The organism is Neoaquamicrobium sediminum, assembly GCF_040970315.1.
GTDB lineage: Bacteria > Pseudomonadota > Alphaproteobacteria > Rhizobiales > Rhizobiaceae > Aerobium > Aerobium sediminum.
The window spans coordinates 660,277-680,711 of sequence record NZ_JAZHFV010000006.1 but is presented as its reverse complement, the minus strand read 5'-3'; the positions used below and the strand labels follow the sequence as shown (position 1 = coordinate 680,711).

At 64.0% G+C, this 20,435-nt stretch carries 18 protein-coding genes; 9 read left to right on the top strand and 9 right to left on the bottom strand.

What is annotated here, in order from left to right; genetic code table 11:
- Window positions 1-3: 3 nt before the first annotated feature.
- Together V1479_RS20020 and V1479_RS20015 are read right to left on the bottom strand one after the other, a co-directional pair.
- Window positions 4-1,230 carry a cytochrome-c peroxidase gene (locus V1479_RS20020; protein ID WP_368804587.1) on the bottom strand — a complete coding sequence of 409 codons (1,227 nt, stop codon included), beginning with the start codon at window positions 1,228-1,230 and terminating at the stop codon, window positions 4-6.
- 8 nt (window positions 1,231-1,238) lie between these two features.
- Window positions 1,239-1,670 carry a FixH family protein gene (locus tag V1479_RS20015; protein WP_368804491.1) on the bottom strand — a complete coding sequence of 144 codons (432 nt, stop codon included), beginning with the start codon at window positions 1,668-1,670 and terminating at the stop codon, window positions 1,239-1,241.
- A gap of 133 nt (window positions 1,671-1,803) precedes the next feature.
- Between V1479_RS20015 and V1479_RS20010 the strand changes: the two genes are divergently transcribed.
- Entirely contained in the window at window positions 1,804-2,721 is a 918-nt protein-coding gene (locus V1479_RS20010) for a sugar kinase (protein WP_368804490.1), read from the top strand.
- A 1-nt stretch (window position 2,722) separates the two neighbouring features.
- On the opposite strand, the gene V1479_RS20005 is transcribed toward V1479_RS20010, so the two are convergent.
- From V1479_RS20005 to V1479_RS19995, 3 genes are all read right to left on the bottom strand, one after another.
- Window positions 2,723-3,757 carry an aldose epimerase family protein gene (locus V1479_RS20005; RefSeq protein WP_368804489.1) on the bottom strand — a complete coding sequence of 345 codons (1,035 nt, stop codon included), beginning with the start codon at window positions 3,755-3,757 and terminating at the stop codon, window positions 2,723-2,725.
- A 181-nt stretch (window positions 3,758-3,938) separates the two neighbouring features.
- Window positions 3,939-5,396, bottom strand: a complete 1,458-nt coding sequence (locus V1479_RS20000) for an NAD-dependent succinate-semialdehyde dehydrogenase (protein ID WP_368804488.1) — start codon at window positions 5,394-5,396, stop codon at window positions 3,939-3,941.
- 86 nt (window positions 5,397-5,482) lie between these two features.
- Window positions 5,483-6,433: an AEC family transporter gene (locus tag V1479_RS19995; protein ID WP_173193611.1), complete on the bottom strand. Its 951-nt coding sequence runs from the start codon at window positions 6,431-6,433 to the stop codon at window positions 5,483-5,485.
- Window positions 6,434-6,561: 128 nt separating this feature from the next.
- On the opposite strand from V1479_RS19995, the gene V1479_RS19990 reads away from it, so the two are divergent.
- The 6 genes from V1479_RS19990 to V1479_RS19965 all read left to right on the top strand — a co-directional run bounded on the left by V1479_RS19990 (window position 6,562) and on the right by V1479_RS19965 (window position 12,036).
- Complete coding sequence (locus V1479_RS19990; protein WP_368804487.1) at window positions 6,562-7,122, top strand: histidine phosphatase family protein; 561 nt, start codon at window positions 6,562-6,564, stop codon at window positions 7,120-7,122.
- A gap of 109 nt (window positions 7,123-7,231) precedes the next feature.
- Window positions 7,232-7,516: an acyl carrier protein gene (locus V1479_RS19985; RefSeq protein WP_173192011.1), complete on the top strand. Its 285-nt coding sequence runs from the start codon at window positions 7,232-7,234 to the stop codon at window positions 7,514-7,516.
- Between the two features lie 33 nt (window positions 7,517-7,549).
- Window positions 7,550-8,734 carry a beta-ketoacyl-ACP synthase gene (locus V1479_RS19980; protein ID WP_368804486.1) on the top strand — a complete coding sequence of 395 codons (1,185 nt, stop codon included), beginning with the start codon at window positions 7,550-7,552 and terminating at the stop codon, window positions 8,732-8,734.
- A 16-nt stretch (window positions 8,735-8,750) separates the two neighbouring features.
- Entirely contained in the window at window positions 8,751-10,025 is a 1,275-nt protein-coding gene (locus V1479_RS19975) for a beta-ketoacyl-ACP synthase (protein WP_368804485.1), read from the top strand.
- 38 nt (window positions 10,026-10,063) lie between these two features.
- Entirely contained in the window at window positions 10,064-11,092 is a 1,029-nt protein-coding gene (locus V1479_RS19970) for a zinc-binding dehydrogenase (RefSeq protein ID WP_368804484.1), read from the top strand.
- Window positions 11,092-12,036 (top strand): lipid A biosynthesis lauroyl acyltransferase, encoded by a 945-nt coding sequence (locus V1479_RS19965; protein ID WP_368804483.1) that lies wholly within the window; start codon window positions 11,092-11,094, stop codon window positions 12,034-12,036. Before V1479_RS19970 ends, V1479_RS19965 begins: the two co-directional genes overlap by 1 nt.
- A gap of 16 nt (window positions 12,037-12,052) precedes the next feature.
- Here V1479_RS19965 and V1479_RS19960 read toward each other — a convergent pair whose 3' ends face one another.
- From V1479_RS19960 to V1479_RS19945, 4 genes are all read right to left on the bottom strand, one after another.
- The gene (locus tag V1479_RS19960; protein WP_368804482.1) at window positions 12,053-12,979 is read right to left on the bottom strand and encodes a dimethyl sulfoxide reductase anchor subunit family protein; all 927 of its coding nucleotides are present in this window, start codon (window positions 12,977-12,979) and stop codon (window positions 12,053-12,055) included.
- 233 nt (window positions 12,980-13,212) lie between these two features.
- Complete coding sequence (locus tag V1479_RS19955) at window positions 13,213-13,974, bottom strand: 4Fe-4S dicluster domain-containing protein (RefSeq protein ID WP_368804481.1); 762 nt, start codon at window positions 13,972-13,974, stop codon at window positions 13,213-13,215.
- Window positions 13,971-16,811 carry a molybdopterin oxidoreductase family protein gene (locus tag V1479_RS19950; RefSeq protein WP_368804480.1) on the bottom strand — a complete coding sequence of 947 codons (2,841 nt, stop codon included), beginning with the start codon at window positions 16,809-16,811 and terminating at the stop codon, window positions 13,971-13,973. Before V1479_RS19950 ends, V1479_RS19955 begins: the two co-directional genes overlap by 4 nt.
- A 102-nt stretch (window positions 16,812-16,913) precedes the next feature.
- Window positions 16,914-17,342, bottom strand: a complete 429-nt coding sequence (locus V1479_RS19945; protein WP_173192032.1) for a L,D-transpeptidase — start codon at window positions 17,340-17,342, stop codon at window positions 16,914-16,916.
- A gap of 181 nt (window positions 17,343-17,523) precedes the next feature.
- On the opposite strand from V1479_RS19945, the gene V1479_RS19940 reads away from it, so the two are divergent.
- A complete protein-coding gene (locus V1479_RS19940) occupies window positions 17,524-18,804 on the top strand; it encodes an acetylornithine deacetylase/succinyl-diaminopimelate desuccinylase family protein (protein ID WP_368804479.1) in 1,281 nt (426 codons plus the stop codon).
- 116 nt (window positions 18,805-18,920) lie between these two features.
- A complete protein-coding gene (locus V1479_RS19935) occupies window positions 18,921-20,402 on the top strand; it encodes an ABC transporter substrate-binding protein (RefSeq protein WP_368804478.1) in 1,482 nt (493 codons plus the stop codon).
- The last annotated feature ends 33 nt before the right edge of the window (window positions 20,403-20,435 follow it).

Genomic DNA, 20,435 nt, shown 5'->3' with positions numbered 1-20,435 from the left:
AGCTTAACGCGTCGCACCTCCAACTGACAACGGGCCATCAAGTGTCTTCAGGAAAGCAATGAGAGCCGCCCTGCCGCGATCGGTGAAGATCACGCCGCGCAACTCGCTATGGCCGGCGGGAGCCTCCGGCGCCCGCGAATACTGGTCGATCACGTCTTCGAGCGTAGCGATCTGGCCCGAATGCATGTAGGGCGGCCGCGAGGCCGCGCCGCGCAGCGACGGCGTCTTGAAAGCGCGCTCGAACTCATGGCTGTCGCGCACCATGAAGCGCAGTTCATCGCAGCCTTCGCCTTTGGCGTCGCTGTAGGGACCGAGGCAGTTGAACGGGTCGGCAAGCACCTTGTCCACCGCCTGCGCCCTGCCCCGGTCCTCTGGCAGGCCGGGCACCGCCGGAACGCCGGTATTGTGAAAGAAATCGTCCGTGAAGCGCGGCCCGTTGTGGCAATCCACGCAGTTGGCCTTGCCGATGAAGAGCTTCAGGCCTTCAATCTCCAGGGAATTGAACGCCGCATCGCCTTCGGGCTCATGGCCAGCCAGCAGCGTCTCGGCGAAGCGATCGAAGCGCGTTTCCTCATGCGCGACGGTGCGCTGGAAAGCGGCAATGACCTTGCCAATATTGGCGAAGATGGCGTCGATCTCGCCGCGCTGGTCTTCATCCATCGTTGCCCATGCTGCCTGCTGCTGTGCCGTGCCGAGCGGCGAGGCATCCTCCGGCAGCGCCGACAGGTCCGGCAGCGGCCCGAACAGGCCTTCGTAGTCCTGCCGGTACTGTGCCGCGACCAGATGGGCGAAGGCGGTGCGGTTGCCGGCGTGCTCGCGCGCATCTTCGAGCGGGCCGAGCGCCTGCGCCCAAAGGCTGTCCTTGCGCCCATCCCAGAAGAACCACTGTCCGTGCGACACGTCGGCGAGCGGCATGGTGCGGCGGTCGGTGACGCCCACACCCTGTGCCAGCGCAAGATCGTCCTGGAACTGACGGTCCGGCAGATGGCAGGTGGCGCACGACACAGTGCCGTCGCCCGAAAGCCGTGTGTCGAAGAAAAGGGCCTCGCCAAAAGCCGCGGCAGCCGGATTATCTGCGACCGCGTTGCTCGGGTCCGGCGGCAGGGGGCCAAGCTGTGACAGGCGCAACTGGCCGATCAGGCGTTTTTCCTCCTCCGAGAACTGCTCGGCAGAGCAGCCGGCAAACAAAGCCGCCGATAGCAGGATGAGGAATATGGCGCGCGGCATCATCATCAAACTTACAGAACGATGTTGAACTCGGCTTCGTCGCTGCCTGCAGGAGCGGAAATGGCGAACTTCAGCACCCACCAGCCACCCATGTTGAAGCGCACGCCCTCAATGCGGTACCGCCCCTCGCCGACATGTCCAGTCGATTGAGGGGCGGTCGGCATTCCATGCCCGTGCTGCGGCATGCCGCCATCGACGGTGATTTCGGCATCGGAGACGGGTTCGCCGTCCGGCGTTTTCACGGTGACGATCCAGCCATGCAGCGCCCCCTGCTGGATGGGCTCGGCCTCCGGCTCGATCGCAACAGCGTATTTTCCTGCAGCGGACATCTTCTCACGCGCCACATCGAGATCGGCCGGCGGCGGCGACATCATGCGCATGGCGTAAAACCCTGCCACGGCCAGAACCACCAGAATTATGGCGGCGATTATCCACTTCCTCATTGCAGGTCTCCCGGTTCGATTTGCCAGAGCTAGGGCTTCCCGTCGCTGGAAGGTCAAGCACAAATCTGTCGTGCATTGCGCACCTGCGACCGCGCCGCTAGACAGTGGCCGCCAACCACAGGAGAAGCTGCGGATGAACGGAATCGCGTCGATCGGAGAATGCATGCTGGAACTGACCGGCAGCGGGGCCGACTGGCGAATGGGGCACTCCGGCGATACGTTCAACGTCATCTGGACGATGCGCGCGCTGTTGCCTGAAAACCGGCCCACTGACTATGTCAGTGCTTTCGGCGACGACGCGTTTTCAGCCCAGCAACGGGCGTTCTTTGCCGAAAACGGCATCGGCACCGCCTCCAGCCCGCGTATTCCCGGCGCGCGACCCGGCCTCTATGCGATCAGCCTCGACGGCGCCGAAAGATCCTTCACATACTGGCGCGCCGACGCTGCCGCGCGTCGCCTTGCCGACGACGCCGCTCTCCTGTCGAAAAGCCTTGAAAACCGATCACTTGTCTACTTTTCCGGAATCACCGTGGCAATTCTGGAAGAGGCGCAGCGCCCAACGCTCCTGCAATCCATCGAGGCTGCGCGCGGCGCCGGCAGCCTGATTGCGTTCGATCCCAACTACCGACCTCGCCTGTGGCAGTCCGCCGAAGCGGCCCGCACGGCGATAGACGGGGCGCTTTCGGTCGCCGACATTGTTCTGCCGACCTTTCCCGACGAGCAGGCGCTCTACGGCGATACGGCCCTTGCGACGACCGCCGAGCGGATCGCAAACGCGGGGCCGAAGGAAGTCGTGGTCAAGGATGGAGCGGAGCCGGCACTGGTGGTGATGGGCACCGACAGCTCGACTGTCGCCGCCACCCACGTCGCGAACCCGGTGGACACCACCGGGGCGGGCGATTCCTTCAACGGCGGCTATCTCGCCGCCCGTTTGCTCGGTCACAACCCCGTCGAGGCAGCCAGGCGCGCTCATCGGGTTGCCGCGGCGGTCGTTCAGGTTCGGGGCGCACTGGCGCCCGTCGAAGTTCTGCGCGAGGCCTTCGACGGCTGAGTCAGACCTCGCTCAGCAGGCTGAAGCGGAATTCGCTGCGCTGATGGTATTCTTCCCCAGGCCGCAACACCGACTGCGGGAAATACGGCCGGTTCGGCGCGTCCGGCCACCCTTGCGGCTCGAGGCAGAAGCCCGCGAATGAGCGATAAAGGATGCCGTCGAGACCAGGAACCTGCCGGTCAGCGAACTGACCTGTGAAGAACTGCAGCCCTGGTTCGGTTGTCCAGACCTCCATTTCAACACCCGACCGTTCGCCCTGCGCCCACGCCACCTGCCGGAACGGTAGGGGTGCGGCCGAAAGGCAGAAATTGTGGTCGTAGGGCGTTTCCTGCCCTTTCGTCTGGCGGATCGTACGCGGAACCACGAAATCGAACGGCGTACCTTCGACCGGCAGGACCGCCCCTGTCGGAAGGCATTGCTCGTCAATCGGCAAATAGGCCTGACCCGATATCGAGAGGCGATGGTCGTGGACCGGGCTGCTGCCGCCATCGTTCAGGTTGAAATAGGAATGGTGTGCGAGATTGCAGAGCGTCGGCCGGTCGCAGGTCGCCGTCAACTCGACGGACAATGTGCCCGGCGGCTTCAGCCGATACGTGCAAGCCACGTCGAGCGTACCGGGAAAGCCCATTGCGCCGGCAGGATCGGCGATGGTCAGGGTTACGAAATCGCTGCCGTGGTCGGCCAGCCGCCACACACGCCTGTCGAGCCCGCGTCCGCCGCCATGCAGCGTGTTTCCGTTGTCGTTGCGGTCAGTCTGGAAGCGTTCGCCGTCCAGTGCAAACTTCCCGCGCGCGATGCGGTTTGCCTGTCGGCCGACGATTGCCCCGAAATATAGCGAATGGTCGAGATAATCGTCCAGGCGCTCGAAACCCAGCACCAGCGGCGCGTCATGACCATCAAGACGCAAATCCTGGACGATAGCGCCATGGGTTAGAATGCTGGCGCGAAGCCCGCCTCCGGCGATCCGGATGCGTTGGACGGGCTCCTTGTGCTTCGTCTCGCCGAAACGCTCGACGCTCATTGCTTCGCTTGCCATACGGGCCTGCCCTGCAGATATGCCTCCAGTGCGTCCTTCGAGGCTCGCTTCGCTCGCACCTCAGGATGAGGGCTGAAGTGCATCGAGCGCACTGTGGGTGGGCTCGATCAACCTACCTTCCTCATCCTGAGGTGCGAGCGAAGCGAGCCTCGAAGGACGCACCAGACCATGAATTCCGGCTCTAGAGTCCCAAGCCGCCGATGCAGACATATTTGGTGTCGAGATAATCCTCGATGCCCTGATGTCCTCCTTCGCGGCCGATGCCCGATTCCTTGACGCCACCGAAGGGCGCTTCCGGCGTGGTGATGAGGCCCTCGTTTATTCCGACCATCCCATATTTCAGCCCTTCCATCACGCGGAAGGCGCGACCAAGGTCGCCGGTGTAGAAATAGCAGGCAAGGCCGAACTCCGTGTCGTTGGCGAGCGCCACCGCCTCCTCCTCGGTCTCGAAGCGGAAAACCGGCGCCACGGGGCCAAAAATCTCCTCCTTCATGAACTTCATGTCGGGTGTGGCGCCCGAGATAACCGTTGGCTGGAAGAAGGAGCCGCCAAGCTCATGCCGCTTGCCGCCGGTCACGACCTTGCCGCCCTTGGCCTGTGCGTCGGAGATGAATTCCTCGACCTTCTCGACCGCCTTGTCGTCGATCAGCGGCCCCTGCTGGGTTCCATCCTCAAGGCCAGGCCCGACCTTCAGCTTCTTCGAAGCATCGGCAAATTTCTCCACGAACCGGTCATAGATGCCGGACTGAACGAAGAAGCGGTTGGTGCATACGCAGGTCTGGCCCGAATTGCGGTATTTGGCAACGATAGCGCCCTCGACCGCGCGGTCGATGTCGGCATCGTCGAAGATCAGGAAGGGCGCGTTGCCGCCGAGCTCCATCGAGACCTTCTTTACGGTCGACGCCGACTTCTCGATCAGGATCTTGCCGACCTCGGTCGACCCCGTGAAGGTGATCTTCTTGACGAGGGGGTTGGAGCAGATTTCGTCGCCGATTTCGCCAGCCGAGCCGGTGACGATGTTGACGACGCCCTTGGGGATGCCGACCTCCTCGCACAGCGCACCCCAGGCAAGCCCGGAATACGGCGTCTGGGAAGCGGGCTTCACGACAGCCGTGCAACCGGCCGCGATCGCCGGTGCGATCTTGCGCGCCAGCATCGAGGATGGGAAGTTCCAGGGCGTGATCGCGGCAATGACGCCCACCGGCTCCTTGGTGACGATGACCCGGCGGTCCGCCCATGGGCTCGGCACGACGTCGCCATAGGTCCGCCGCGCCTCCTCAGCGAACCACAGAACATAGGCCGCGGACGCGCCGACCTCCCCCTTGGCTTCGGCGAGCGACTTGCCCTGTTCCATCGTCAGCAGCTCGGCAAGCGCATCCTGGTTGTCCATGATCGCGTCATGCAGCTTGCGCAGCATCTTGGAACGCTCAAGCGCCGACGTTTTCCGGAACGACTTGAAGGCGGCATCCGCAGCCTCAATGGCGCGGCGCGTCTCTGCTTTACCAGCCTTCGGCACGGTCCCGATCTTCAACCCGGTAGCGGGATTGATCACGTCGATGACGGCACCGGAATCGGCTTGCACCCATTCGCCGTCGATCAGATTGGCCTGGCGCATGAAATGGCTTGTCTTCTGCAGCATGGTGCTTTCTCCCTTGCGGCGCATGGGGCGCCTCGTCCGATTGCTTCACCAACAGACTTAGACGCATCCCCGCCGAAGCCAAGGCCTCACCCGAGAAACCTCTGCGCGACAGTCAGCCAGAAGCCCGTGGTCAATATCGCGCAGGCAGTGGAAATGGTCATCGTATTCGAAGCCAGAACCTGCCCCGTGCCGAACCGGGTCGCGATGAGGTAGGGATTGACGCCTGTCGGCATCGAGGCGGCGACCACCAGAACCTGCGCCGGCAACGGCGGAAGACCGATGACAATCACGGCGACCAGCACGACGCCGGGCAGAAGCATGAGTTTCAGGAACGAGAGCGCCAGCGCAGGCTTTACGTTGCCCGAAATGCCGAACTTGCGCAGGCCGAGCCCCATCGCAAAGAGCGCGACCGTGCCGGCGATGCCCGCAAAAGCGTCAATGAAGCGCATCCCCAATGAAGGCATCGGCAAGCCGGTGATCCGCCAGGCAAGGCCTGCGAGAATGCCTATGATCAGCGGGTTTGTGAACAGGTTGCGCAGGAAGTCGCGCAGAACGCGGAGCGGGTCGGACGACTTGCCTTCCTTGCGACGCACCAGTTCGAACATGACGATCGAGGCGGCCATCATGATCGGCAGATGCACGGAGAGTAAGAGCGACAGCACCTCGATTCCGGGCTGGCCGAACACACCCTGCATGAATGGAAGGCCGAGAAGCAGCAGGTTCGAGAACGAGGCTGCTATGCCCGCGACAACACCTGCGGCCGCGTCGCGACCGAATATCCGCGTCGCGACCATGTGCCCCGTGATCCACACGACCGGCACCGAAGAAAAATAGGCAAGCCACAGCGACCAGGGCGCGGCCCCGTGGAAATCGACCCCGATCATGGTCCGGAACAACAGCGCCGGCACGGCTACGACGATGGCGAAGTCGGTCAGAGCATCACCAACCTGCGGTCGCAGCAGACCGGCCCAGCCCGCGCAATAGCCGAGCCCGACCAGCCCGAAGACGAAGGCAATGGTTTCGACCACCGGGGACATGCCCGCGCGGTAGCGCAATTGCGCCGTCGCGGCAAGCTGCGGCATCGAAACCGCAAGCACAAAGCATTGGCTTGCCTTTCATGTCCCGATCCCGTCCCTATATCGGTAGCAGCAACAAAGGGTACCGGATGCTCCGTCTGACAACGATCGTCGTCGCCATTCTCCTTCTGGCAGGCACGCCAGCCAGCGCCACAGAGGCAGGATGGGCACTGCTGCGCAATGGCGGCCAGGTGCTGTTCCTGGTGCACGCCAACGCGCCGGGTTCCGGCGACCCGGCCAATTTCGACATCGAGAACTGCCGCACACAACGCAATCTGTCAGATCGGGGGCGTCAGCAGGCACGGCGCATCGGTGCGCTGATCTCGGCACGAGCCGAGCCGGTTGAGCAGGTTTACGCAAGCCGCTATTGCCGCACACTCCAGACCGCCCGCCTCGCATTCGGCGACGGGCTGGTCGAGGAAATGGATGCGCTCGACCCGCCTCCGGAAGACGAACAAGCAGCGAAATCTGCCCGGGAGGAAGTGATGGAGCTGATTCGCACCTACTCTGGTTCCGGCAATCTCGTGCTCGTCACGCATCCCGAAAGTATCGAGGCGCTCGTCGGCGTAACCCCGCGCGAGGGCGAGGCAGTGATCGTTGCGCCGACCGATGAGGGTATCCACATCATCGGCCGGATCGTCTTCAATTGAGGGCAAAGGCGGCTACCTTTTTGGCTCTGGCTCTTTTCCTGCCCGTAAAAACCGATTAGAGAGCCGCCAGACCACGAACGAACAAGCCCTGCATTCAGAGGGAATCACAGTGACATCGACATTCGACAAGGTTGCCGACATCATCGCGGAGACCAGCGAGATCGACCGCGACACGATCACGCCCAAGAGCCACACGATCGACGACCTCGGCATCGACAGCCTCGATTTCCTCGACATCGTCTTTGCGATCGACAAGGAGTTCGGCATCAAGGTGCCGCTCGAGAAGTGGACCCAGGAGGTCAACGACGGAAAGGCTCCGGCTGAGGAATATTTCGTCATGGAAAACCTCTGCGCGAAGATCGATGGCCTCGTCGCGGCCAAGAACGCGACCTGAGCTTGTATGGCGGCGGCCTCGGATGAGCCCTGAATGAGCGCGCGCGACGTCGTCATTACCGGCATCGGCCTCGTCTCCTCGCTCGGCGAAGGCGCCGAGCGCCATTGGCATGTGCTGAGCACGCCCGGCGCGAAGCCCGTGCTCGATGCAGAGCGCTTTCAGCCGTACACGATCCACCCGCTTCCCGAGATCGACTGGGGCCTGCAGATCGCCAAGCGAGGCGACCAGCGGCAGATGGAGACATGGCAGCGGCTGGGGACTTATGCGGCCGGTGTGGCGCTAGACGATGCCGACGCCAAGGACGAAGCGCTGCTGGCGACCATGGACATGGTCGTGGCTGCCGGCGGCGGCGAGCGCGATAGCGCGGTCGACCAGGCCATCCTCGACGCGGCACGCACCCGCAACGACCGCGACCTGCTTCTCAACGAGAAGCTCACAACCGAATTACGGCCCACGCTCTTTCTCGCCCAGCTATCCAACCTGCTGGCCGGCAACATATCGATCGTGCACAAGGTCACCGGCTCGTCGCGCACCTTCATGGGCGAAGAGGGTGCAGGCGTTTCGGCGATCGAGACGGCGGCGGCGCGCATCCGGTCGGGACAGTCGACCCATATGCTGGTTGGCGGCGCGTTCCAGACCGAACATCCGGACATGCTGCTGGGCTATGAGCTGGACGGCTTCCTGCACCGCAAGCGCTGGAAATCCGTGTGGCAGCGGGCCGCCAACGATGGCGGCGGCGTGATCACCGGCTCGGGCGCGGCTTTCCTCGTCCTTGAATCGCGCGAACACGCTGAAGCGCGCGGGCGCAATGCCTATGCCGCCATCAGCAATGTGGCGTCCGGCCGCGCAAGGCGCAGCGATGGCAACCTCGTCGAGGCGATCTCGGGTGTCGTCCGCGCGCTGGGCGCGCCAGACCAGCGCCTGATGGCCATCTCCGGCGCTTCGGGCGCGCATGCCGCGACAGGCGCGGAACGCAACGCGCTCCAGAGCGCGGGCGACTTCGCGATGCGTGGCTTCTCGACGTTGACCGGGCACCTGAAGGAAGCGCAGTTCCCCTTCGCGATCGCGCTGGCGGCACTCGCCATTCACAACGGCGCGCCCTACCCGGCCTTCGATGCGGAGAATGAGAGCCCGCTGGACGGCGCTCCCGAAGCAGTCCTGGCAACCAGCATCGGCTATCATCGCTACGAGGGCGCTGCCCTCATCGTCAAGGCGTGAGCCGGAGGAAGACGCGATGCCCAGCACCACCGATCACCGTGGCCGCCCCGTTATCGCCGTAACCGGCGTTGGCGTCGTGACCTCGCTCGGCCAGGGCGTGGAGGACAACTGGACCGCGCTGACTTCGGGACGCTCCGGCATCCATCCGATCACCCGCTTCCCCACCGAACACCTGAACACCACCATTTCCGGCACAGTCGATTTTCTGGCTTCCAGCGACAAGGGCGCAAGCGCGCTGACCTACGAGCTTGCCGAGATCGCGGCGCTGGAAGCGGTTGCCGGCGCGGGCTACAATGTCAGCGATTTCGCCGGCCCGTTGTTTCTCGCATCCCCTCCGGTCGAGCTCGACTGGCACGAACGGCTGGCGCTCTACGATTCCGCCGATCTCGATCTACCGGTTTACGAACGCCTGCTCGCCTCCGCGCGCGAGCAGCTTCGCCAGGAAATCTTCGAGGCTTCGCAGTTCGGCGCCATCGCCGACCGTCTAGCCGATCGCTTCGGCACGCGCGGCCTGCCGATCACCCTGTCGACCGCCTGTGCATCCGGCGCAACCGCCATCCAGCTTGGCGTGGAAGCGATCCAGCGCGGCGAAAGCGATCGGGCGCTCGCCATCGGCGCGGACGGTTCGGCCACCGCCGAGGCGCTGATCCGCTTTTCGCTGCTTTCGGCCCTGTCGACGCAGAACGAGCGGCCCGAAAAGGCATCGAAGCCGTTTTCGAAGGACCGTGACGGCTTCGTGCTGGCCGAGGGTTCGGCGGCACTGGTGCTTGAATCCTTGGAAAGCGCACTCTCGCGCGGCGCGCCGGTGCTTGGCATCATGCGCGGCTGCGGTGAGAAGGCCGACGATTTCCATCGCACCCGTTCCAAGCCGGATGGCTCGCCTGCCATAGCCGCCGTTCATGCCGCCCTTGCCGATGCCGGCATGGATGCGGACGAAATCGAGTACGTGAACGCACACGGCACCTCGACGCCGGAAAACGACAAGATGGAACACCTGTCGCTTTCCACGGTATTCGGCGAGCGGATGAAGCGGATTCCCATCTCGTCCAACAAGTCGATGATCGGGCATACGCTGTCGGCGGCCGGCGCCATCGAGGCGGTGTTTTCACTTCTGACCATGGCGCGCGGCGTCATTCCGCCGACCATCAACCATGACCATCCGGATCCGGCGATCGAGCTCGATGTCGTGCCCAACGTGAAGCGCGACGCCGAGGTCGGAACTGTGATTTCCAACTCCTTCGGCTTCGGTGGTCAGAATACGTGCCTTGTCATGGCGCGGGAACCGGTCTAGTCCGCTTCCGCAAACGCCAGACAGAAGCGGATACTCCCATGCGCGCACTGCAACTCGTCGAGGATCGGCGGCTTGAATCCGTCGACCTGCCCCCGCCCCCGCCTCCCGGTCTCGGAGAGGTCACCGTCAGGATCAGGGCGGTTGCGCTCAACCACATCGATGTCTGGGGCTGGCGCGGCATGGCGTTCGCCAAGCGCAAGATGCCGCTGGTCGTCGGCGCGGAAGCTTCCGGCGAGGTTGAGACGGTCGGCGAAGGCGTTGCGAACCTCGCACCGGGCCAACTCGTTTCGATCTATGGCGCGCGCACCTGCGGTCGCTGCCGCGCCTGTCGCGAGAAGCGCGACAATCTCTGCGAGCATGTGTCCGGCGTCCACGGCTTCCATCTCGACGGCTTCGCGCAGGAAAAGGTCAACCTGCCGGCGCGGCTTCTGGTGCCGGCACCGCCCGGCGTCGACGAGATCGGCGCGGCCGTTGCGCCAGTGACCTTCGGCACGGTCGAGCACATGTTGTTCGACAATGCCAAGCTGCAGCCGGGCGAGACCATCCTCGTCCATGCGGGCGGTTCCGGCATTGGTTCGGCCGCGATCCAGCTCGCGCGGCGCATGGGCTGCACGGTCATCACGACCGTGGGCTCGGACGACAAGATCGAGAAGGCCAAGGCGCTGGGCGCGGACCACGTCATCAACTACCGCGAAGACCGCTTCGAAGGCGTCGTGCGCAAACTGACTAAGAAGAAGGGTGTCGACGTTGTCTTCGAACATGTCGGCGCCGACACGTGGGCCGGCTCGATGCTGTGCATGAAGCGCGGCGCGCGCCTCGTCACCTGCGGCTCGACCTCGGGTGTGTCCACCAGCATGAACCTGATGCAGCTCTTCCAGCAGCAGCTCAAGATCTTCGGTTCCTTCGGCTGCCGCATGGAAAACATGGCGGACGCCATGCAGAAGATGGCCGCCGGCATCGTCCATCCCGTCATCGACACCGAAGTCGGCTTCGACGACATCAGCCGCGCGCTCGAACGCATGGAAGGCCGCGAGGTCTTCGGCAAGATCATCCTGCGGATTGCGTGATGAGTGACGGCCGCGCGCCATTCCTTCGGCCGCTGGTTGCAAGGACACTGCGCTTTCTCAAGCAGGCGGAGTATTGGCTGACGGCACAGGCCGCCATGGCAGCGCTTTGGCTCCTGCGCCTGCTGCCGCCCGATCGTGCGCTCGATTTCGCCGACCGCGTGGCGCGCCGCATCGGCCCATGGTTTGGACGTCATCGTGTCGCGCTCGACAATCTCCGCAACGCCTATCCCGAAAAGAGCGAGGAAGAGATACAGGCGATCGCCTCCGACATGTGGGGCAACATGGCGCGTCTGGCCGGCGAGTACGTCTTCCTCGACCAGCTTTTCGACTTCGAACCCAATTCGGACAAGACGGGCCGCGTCGAGGTCATCGGCGAGGAGATTTTCGTGCGCGTGCGCGCCAGCGACAGGCCGCACATCTTCTTCACCGCCCATACTGGCAATTTCGAGCTCCTGCCGGTGGCCGCAGCCTCGTACGAGCTGCCGGTGACAGCGCTGTTCCGCGCCCCGAACAACCCCTACATCGCCAAGTACATCTTCTCGACCCGCGCCGACGCGATGGGCGAACTGATCGCCTCGCGCGCCGGGGCAGCCTTCGGCCTCGCCCGCATCCTCGAACGCGGCGGCAATATCGGCGTCCTAGTCGATCAGAAGTTCCAAAAGGGGGTGCCGACCACCTTCTTCGGACTGCCATGCAACACCAGTCCGCTGGTGGCCAAGCTCGCGCGCCAGTATGAATGCGACGTCTATCCGGCTCGCTCCGTCCGGTTGCCCGGCAACCGCTACCGTCTCGAGATTTTCGACAAGCTGGAGCTACCGCGCACCGAAAGGGGAACGCTCGACGTGCAGGCGACCAGCCAGCTTCTCAACGACACGGTCGAAGGCTGGGTGCGCGAGCATCCCGGCCAGTGGATGTGGTTTCACAAGCGCTGGAAGACGAGCTGACGGAAGCTGCGGCGGCCTAATGTCCGTAATAATTCATCACCGCATGCCGCGCTTCGGCGAAGAACAGCCAGCGCTCGGTCAGCACGCCGACGGCATGAGACAGGACGGCTACTATAGCCAGCAGGACAGCGAACGCCGGGTTGACGGCACCGGATAAAGGCAGCGGCGCGACGGCCGCGACCGGCACCACGCCGCCAAGCAGCACGCTGAGCCGCGCCAGCTTCGCCGCATGCTTGCGCGCAACCCGAAAACCCATCTCGCTGGTGAGATAGTTGTCGTTGGAATGCGGCCGCTCGAACAGCTTCACCTTGCCGATGAAGCCGAGGCCCGTGGCGCTTTCGGGTGTCGAAAGTGGAACCTGCGACAGCATGTGTTGCCGCCACAGCCATTTCAACACCCAGGCCGCGACTAGCAGAACCACCGACAGCACCGACAACACCAGCACATTGCCACCGCCCGAAGCCGCGAAAAACAGACCGAGCAGGCTTCCGCCCGCGCCGGCAAAGAGCAGATAGCAGGCCGGCGTGAGCGGCGTGTGCCACGCCTGCACCGACCGCAGCGACGCATAGATCATCGAGGTGCAGTAGACAGTGACGGCCGCCCCCAGCGTGCCGAGCAGACCCGCAATCGGCAGGTAGCGCGACTGAAAGATCGCTCCATATGCTGCAATGCACAGCGGAATGAAGGTGAGGATCGCCATCACGCCCTCGCGCGACAGCCAGCTCGAGCGCCACTGCGACAGCGCCCGCCATGCGCGCTGCGGATTGCCGAGATGCAATGTCGATGACAGCAAGCCGGCCGAGATCAGCGCCAGCGCAGCGAAATGCGCGATCTTCGTCGCCACGGATGTGGGATCGAGCAGGCCGAGCCCGAGAACGGCCGCAAGCCCGTAACCCAGCCCGGAAGCAGTGGTGAACGCGATGATGGAAAGGGCTGGATGCATCTAGAAGCGAAGCCCCCGCAGCGCCGCATTCCGTCGCGCCCCCCTCTGTCCTGCCGGACATCTCCCCCACGAGGGGGGAGATCCATTAACCGCTCGACTTTCGCCGATCGTCAACGTCTCAGGAGATGCCGTAGAGGCAATGAAAGCCGATCTCCCCCATTGTGGGGGAGATGTCCGGCAGGACAGAGGGGGGCAACGTAGAGTGCCCTGCAAAGTCGAGAGCTGCACGACCATCATATCCGGTCCAGCATGTCGTCGACCCACGCAAAGAAACCCGTTGCCCCGCGCGTATCCTCTGCGGCGGGCGCGGAATTCGCTGCCAGCGGCTTTCGCGGGCGGGGCGGCAGATATTTGTTGACGGGTTTGGTACCCTGCTCCGGCATAAGGTCCATGCCGCCGCGTTCGGCCACCATGATCGACACGGCCGACCTCGGATCGGCGAGATCGCCGAAATGCCGCGCATTGGTTGGGCAGGTCCGCACGCAGGACGGCACGCGATCCACTTCAGGAATGGTCTCATTGTAGATGCGGTCGATACAGAGTGTGCATTTCTTCATCACGCCGGCAGCAAGGTCCATCTCGCGCGCACCATAGGGGCACGCCCATGCGCACAGGCCGCAACCGATGCACATGTCCTCGTCCACCAGCACGATGCCGTCGTCGGTGCGCTTGTAGGAGGCGCCCGTCGGGCAGACGGTCACGCAGGGCGCGTCCTCGCAATGCAGGCAGGACTTGGGAAAGTGGATCAACCGCGCAGCGCCCGCCTCCCCCACGACCTCGCCCCCCTCCGGCGTCACCTCGAAGGAATGGATGCGGTTGAGGAACGTGCCTGAAACGTCCGGACCATAAGGGTCCTGATCGGACAAAGCGGCGCCATATCCGCCGGTGTTCCACTCCTTGCACGAGACCACGCAGGCATGACAGCCGACACAGACGTCGAGATCGATGACGAGCCCGAGCTTTTTCGGGGTCGGCTGGGATGGGAGGGACGTCATCGGCTCCACTCCTGCCCGTAGCGCAACTCGTCGGCAACCTCACGCGTGCCCCGCTTCTGCGGCTCGAAATGCGGCTGACTTGTCACGTCGGGCTCCGCCCTCTCGATGTTGACCCGCAGGTCATACCATGCGGCTTGGCCCGTGACCGGATCGGAATTCGACCAGCGCATGCCGTCGCCCTTCGGCGGGAGCAACTCATGGATCAGGTGGTTCATCAGGAAGCCTCTGGTCGCCTCCGGCGAGGCCGGATCGAGCGCCCACGCACCGCCCCGCTTGCCGATCGCGTTCCACGTCCACATCGTGTCGCGATTGACGGTCTCGGAACGTGCGATCTCGACCTTGATGCGACCGTGATGCGAGGATAGCCAGACCCAGTCGCCGTCCTTCAGCCCGTGCGCGTCGCAGATCGCGCCGGGCACGTAAAGCGGGTTGCGGGTATGGATCTGGCGCAGCCACGCATTCATCGAGCCCCACGAATGGTACATCGCCATCGGCCGCTGCGTAATCGCGTGATATGGAAACGCCGACTTGTCCACGCCCGCTTCCTCGAACGGCTCATACCATGAGGGCAGCGGCGTAAACGCAGACATGATGCGCTCGCGATAGGCTTCCGGCGCCGCCGGCTCGCGAAGGCCCTGCGCCGACAGGCGGAACTTCTGCAGTTCTTCCGAATAGAGCTGGAACGTCACCGGCTGCGGCTGGTCGAAGAAACCCATCCGCACCGCAAAGTCCTGATAGGCCGTGTTGGCATGCTTGAAGAACTGCGCTTCGGGCGGGATATGCGCGGAAAAGAACGAACCGTTCTCAATATAACGGTTCAATTGGTCGGGGTTGGCCGCTCCCCTGCCCGTCCGGTCGGCTTCAAGGCCGCGAAACCCTGCCAGCGGCCCGATGCCAGGGCGCCTCTCGTGGCGCACGATGTAGTCGGCGTAGTCTGCGTAGAGCGGTTGCCCGCGGCTGTCGGAAAAGCCCGGCAGGCGCAGCCGCGCGCCGAGGTCGATCAGCACGCTCTGGAAGGCGCGTACGTCACGGTCTGGCTCGACCACCGGCCAGCGGATGGCGTCATTGACGGAATCCGGCTCCGAGATGGGCCGGTCGAGCAACGAGATGCAGTCGTGCCGCTCCAGATATGTCGTATCGGGCAGGACCAGATCGGCATAGGCCACCATTTCCGATGAATAGGCGTCGGAATAGATGATCTTGGGGATGCGATATTCGCCGGTCGCCTCGTCCTTGTCCTCCAGCATCCTGATCACGCCGGCCGTGTTCATAGACGAGTTCCAGGCCATGTTGGCCATGTAGAGGAACAACACGTCGACCGGATACGGATCGCCCGCATGCGCGTTGGCGATGACCATATGCATCAGGCCATGGGCGGAGATCGGGGCATCCCAGGAAAACGCCTTGTCGATGCGCGTCGGCTTGCCCTCCGCGTCGACCAGAAGGTCTTCCGGCCCAAGCGGGAAACCGAGATGCGGCCCGGCAAGGGGCTGGTTGGAGCCGAAATGCTCCGACTTGCCGTGCGGACGCGGATGCGCGTGCAGGGGCTTCGGGTAAGGCGGCTCGAAACGGAAACCGCCGGGGCAGTCGATCGCGCCGATCAGCACCTGCAGCATGTGTAGCGCGCGCGCCGTCTGGAACCCGTTGGAATGCGCCGAGATGCCGCGCATCGCATGAAACGAGACCGGCCGGCCCACAAAGGTCTGGTGTCGTTCGCCGTAAACATCCGTCCAAGGCTGCTCGATCTCGATCGCCTCGTCAAAGGCTACACGCCCGATTTCCTCGGCAAGGCCGCGAATGGTGGCGGCATCGATCCCAACGCGGTCGGCCACGGCCTCGGGTGCGTGGCGAGAATCGAGATACTCTTCCGCCAGCAACTGGAACGACGGCGCCACGGCGCGCCCGTCAGGCAGCGGCGTGCGCCCGGAAAGCGACGGACGCGCGCCCTTCGTTCCGGCCGGCACGACGCGCTCGGTCACGGTTTCGAAGACCAGCGGCTTGCCTTCAGCGTCCCGAGCGAAAAGCCCGTGATCGGCCGTGCCCGGCGCGTCGATCACCAGCCACGGCGCATTGGAATAGCGGACAAGGTAGTCGACATCGATGCGCCGCGCCTTGAGGAGCTCGTGCACGAGCGCCAGGATCAGCAGGCCATCGGTTCCCGGCCGCACGCCGATCCAGTTGTCGGCGAGCGCCGAATAGCCCGTGCGGACCGGATTGACCGAAACGAACCGCGCCCCGCGCTTCTTGAGCTTCGAGATGCCCATCTTGAGCGGGTTGGAATCGTGATCCTCGGCAACGCCGAACATCACGAACAGCTTCGTGCGCTCCCAGTCCGGCGCGCCGAATTCCCAGAAGGCGCCGCCGATCGTCATGATGCCGGCAGCCGCCATGTTGACGGAGCAGAAGCCGCCATGCGCGGCATAGTTGGGCGTGCCGAACTGCTGTGCCCAGAAGCTGGTGAGCGATTGCGACTGGTCGCGTCCTGTGAAGAAGGCGAGCTTCTTCGGATCGCGGTCGCGTACCTCGCCGAGCCACCCGGTCGCGAGCGTCAACGCTTCGTCCCAGGAAATCTTGCGGAATTCGCCCGATCCCCGCGGACCGGTACGCAGCAGCGGCGAATCGAGCCGCGCCGGCGCATAGTGCTGCATGATGCCGGACGAGCCTTTGGCGCAAAGCACGCCGCGATTGACCGGATGGTCGCGGTTGCCTTCGATGTAGCGGATCTTGCCGTCCTTGAGGTGCACGTCGATGCCGCACCGGCAGGCGCACATGTAGCAGGTCGTCTTCCGGACCTCGTCCGAAACAGGTCTCGACAGTTCGACCCGGTGATCCGACATCGTTGAACGCTCCCTCACCTCCTCAGGTCTATGCAAGACGGTTCGGGATTGAAATGCCGGAAACGCGACATGAAGTGGAATATTTTTCGCCGGCTGGCGGTCTCAGTTTTCCACGATGATGCGCGTGTTGCCTGCACCCACTTGGCGCACCAGCCGGTAGAAGGCTTCCGCGTTGGGCGTCGCAAGCCGCACGCAGCCATGCGAGGCAGGCTGTCCAAGCCGGCTGACGGCATCCGTTCCGTGCACCGCCCAGCCGCGGTCGTAGAAGACGGCAAAGGGCATCGGCGCGTTGTCGTAGGTGCGCGAGAGCCAAAGCTTGTGCACTCTGTAGGGCCGGAACTCGCCACGCGGCGTCGTATAACCGGCACGCGCGGTCGAAACGGGCCACTCGTAGAGCACCTTGCCGTAATGCGTGACCGTCATCTTCTGCGCGGCGACGTCAACGCGCGCCACGACACTGGATGCCTGGGCCGAAAGGCCGGAAAAGAGCAGCAACGCCGCCGATGCAGCGGCCAGCACAAACCTGTTCATGCGTCGAACCCCAAACTGTCCCATCCCACAAAGCACATTGTGCACCCTCGGGCGATTTCGGGCGAGTCTGACGCAGATTTCCTAACAATCTTTCGCATATCGGGCTGGCTGGCATAATGAAATCAGGCTGGACCAAACAGCCTGCTTGCCAGCCCCCATTCCCGCCTGCTCAATAGCGCCCATGAACGAAAAGCTCTTCCGCGCCATAGACGACCGCCGCGACGAACTCGTCGCTCTCACTGCCGACCTGATCCGCTTTCCCACGGTGAACCCGCCGGGCGAGGCCTACACGCCTTGCGCCGAGTTCATCGCCAACCGGCTGAGGAAGCGCCGCTTCGAGACCCAGCTTATCCGGGGGCAGGACACGCCGGGCGATTCGGACCGCTACCCGCGCACCAACGTCGTCGCCCGGTTCGACGGACGCGGCCACGGCCCCACGGTGCATTTCAACTCGCATATCGACGTGGTGGAGGCCGGCGAAGGCTGGACGGTCGATCCCTATGGCGGCATCGTGAAGGATGGCCGCGTGTACGGCCGCGGCGCCTGCGACATGAAGGGCGGCCTCGCGGCCTCCATCATCGCTGCCGAAGTGTTCATGGATGTCTATCCGGATTTTCCAGGTGCCATCGAGATTTCGGGCACTGTCGACGAGGAGTCGGGCGGTTTCGGCGGCGTGGCCTATCTCGCCTCCAAGGGCTTCTTCTCGAAGCCGCGCGTCGACCACGTCATCATTCCCGAACCGCTCAACAAGGACCGCATCTGCCTCGGTCATCGCGGGGTCTGGTGGGCGGAGATCGAAACCAAGGGCAGGATCGCGCACGGCTCCATGCCGTTCCTCGGCGATTCGGCGATCCGCCACATGGGCGCGGTGCTGCACGCCTTCGAGGAAGAGCTTTTCCCAGCGCTCGACCGCAAGCAGACCCAGATGCCGGTGGTCCCGGAAGGTGCGCGCCGCTCTACCATGAACATCAACTCGATCCACGGCGGCCAGACCGAGGACTTCTTCCCCGGCCTGCCCTCGCCCAACGTCGCGGATACGTGCCGCACGGTGATCGACCGCCGCTTCCTGTTGGAAGAATCTATCGACCAAGTGAAGGGCGAGGTCACCTCCATTCTCGACCGGCTCAAGCGCGAACGCCCGAAATTCGACTATTCGATCCGTGACCTGATGGAAGTCCAGCCGACCATGACGGAACGCGACGCGCCGGTTGTGACGGCGGTCGCCGAAGGCATCCGCGAAATCTTCGGCAAGGAGCCGGACTACGTGATTTCGCCCGGCACCTACGACCAGAAGCATGTCGCCCGCATCGGCCACCTGCACGACTGCATCGCCTACGGCCCGGGTATCCTCGACCTCGCCCACCAGCCGGACGAGTGGGTGGGCATCGACGACATGGTCGAATCCGCCAAGGTCATGGCCATCGGGCTGGATGTGCTGTTGCGCGGCGCTCTGCGTGGCTGAGCGCCAGAACCGTCCACCTCAACGCGATCGGTGAGTTGCACCGCAACAAAGTCGATTTACTCCCCGTGCGTTTCGCGCTTTGATCGCCGGGGTTCAGTTTGCATCGGGAGATCGTCATGAAGCTTTTGAAATCCGTTCTCGTGGCTACGGCGCTTGCGCTCGCCACGTCGAGCGCGGCCATTGCCCAGCGCACGGACATCGTCATCGGCATGGTGCTTGAGCCGCCGCATCTCGATCCGACCGCCGGTGCCGCGGCCGCGATCAAGGAAGTCGGCTATGCGAACATCTTCGAAGGCATCACCCGCATCGGCCCGGACGGCGCAGTACAGCCCGGCCTCGCCGAAAGCTGGGAAATCTCCGATGATGGCAAGGTTTATACCTTCAAGCTGCACACGGGCGTGAAGTTTCACGACGGCGCGGACTTCAGCGCCGAGGACGTGAAATTCTCCATCGACCGCGCCATGGCCGAGGATTCCGTCAATCCGCAGAAAGGCCTCTATTCGGCGATCGAGAAGGTGGAGGTTGTCGACCCGGCGACCGTGGTCGTGACCCTCAAGCACCCGCAGGGCGCGTTCCTGTGGAACATGGGCTGGGGTGAGGCAGCCATCGTCTCCCCGGCCTCTGCCGACGGCAACAAGGAAAAGCCCATCGGCACCGGCCCGTTCAAGTTCGAGAACTGGGCCAAGGGTTCTTCGATCACGCTGGTGAAGAACCCCGACTACTGGGGCGAGGAAGTCGCGCTCGACAAGGCCGAGTTCCGCATCATCCCGGACGCGGCCGCGGCTGTTCCGGCACTTCTGTCCGGCGACGTGCATGCCTTCTCCAACATGCCGGCCGGCGACGCCCTGCCGCAGATCGAAAGCGATCCGCGGTTCAAGGTCGTGATCGGCTCGACCGAGGGCGAGACCGTTCTGGCGACCAACAACAAGAAGGAGCCGTTCGACAAGCTGGAGGTGCGCCAAGCCATCGCCCACGCGCTCAACCGCGACGAGATCATCGCCGGCACCCCGCCCGGCCTCGGCGTGCCGATCGGTTCGCACTTCGCGCCCCACCATCCGGCCTATGTCGACCTGACCGGCACCTATCCCTACGATCCTGAAAAGGCGAAGGAACTGCTGGCCCAGGCGGGCTTCCCCGATGGCTTCTCCGCGACGCTGAAGCTCCCGCCTCCCGGCTACGCCCGTGACGGCGGCCAGATCATCGCCTCGCAGTTGCGGCAGGTGGGCATCAATCTCGAGATCATTCCGCTGGAATGGGCCGACTGGCTGAGCCAGGTTTTCACCGACAAGAACTACGACCTCTCCATCGTCTCCCATGTCGAGCCGATGGACATCGGTATCTATGCGCGGCCGGACTACTACTTCCAGTACCAGAACCCCGAGTTCAACGCGGTGATGGAAGAGCTCGAGGTCACGACCGACGAGGCCAAGCGCAACGAGCTTTACGGCAAGGCCCAGCGCATCCTCGCGGAGGATGCCGTCAACGGCTTCCTGTTCCAGCTCCCCAAGGTCGGCGTGTGGGACGCCAAGATCGAAGGCATGTGGGAGAACTGGCCGCTTTCGGTGGCCGACCTGACCAAGGTCCACTGGACCGAATAGCCTCGACACCCACAGTGCCTCCCCCGGCTGCCG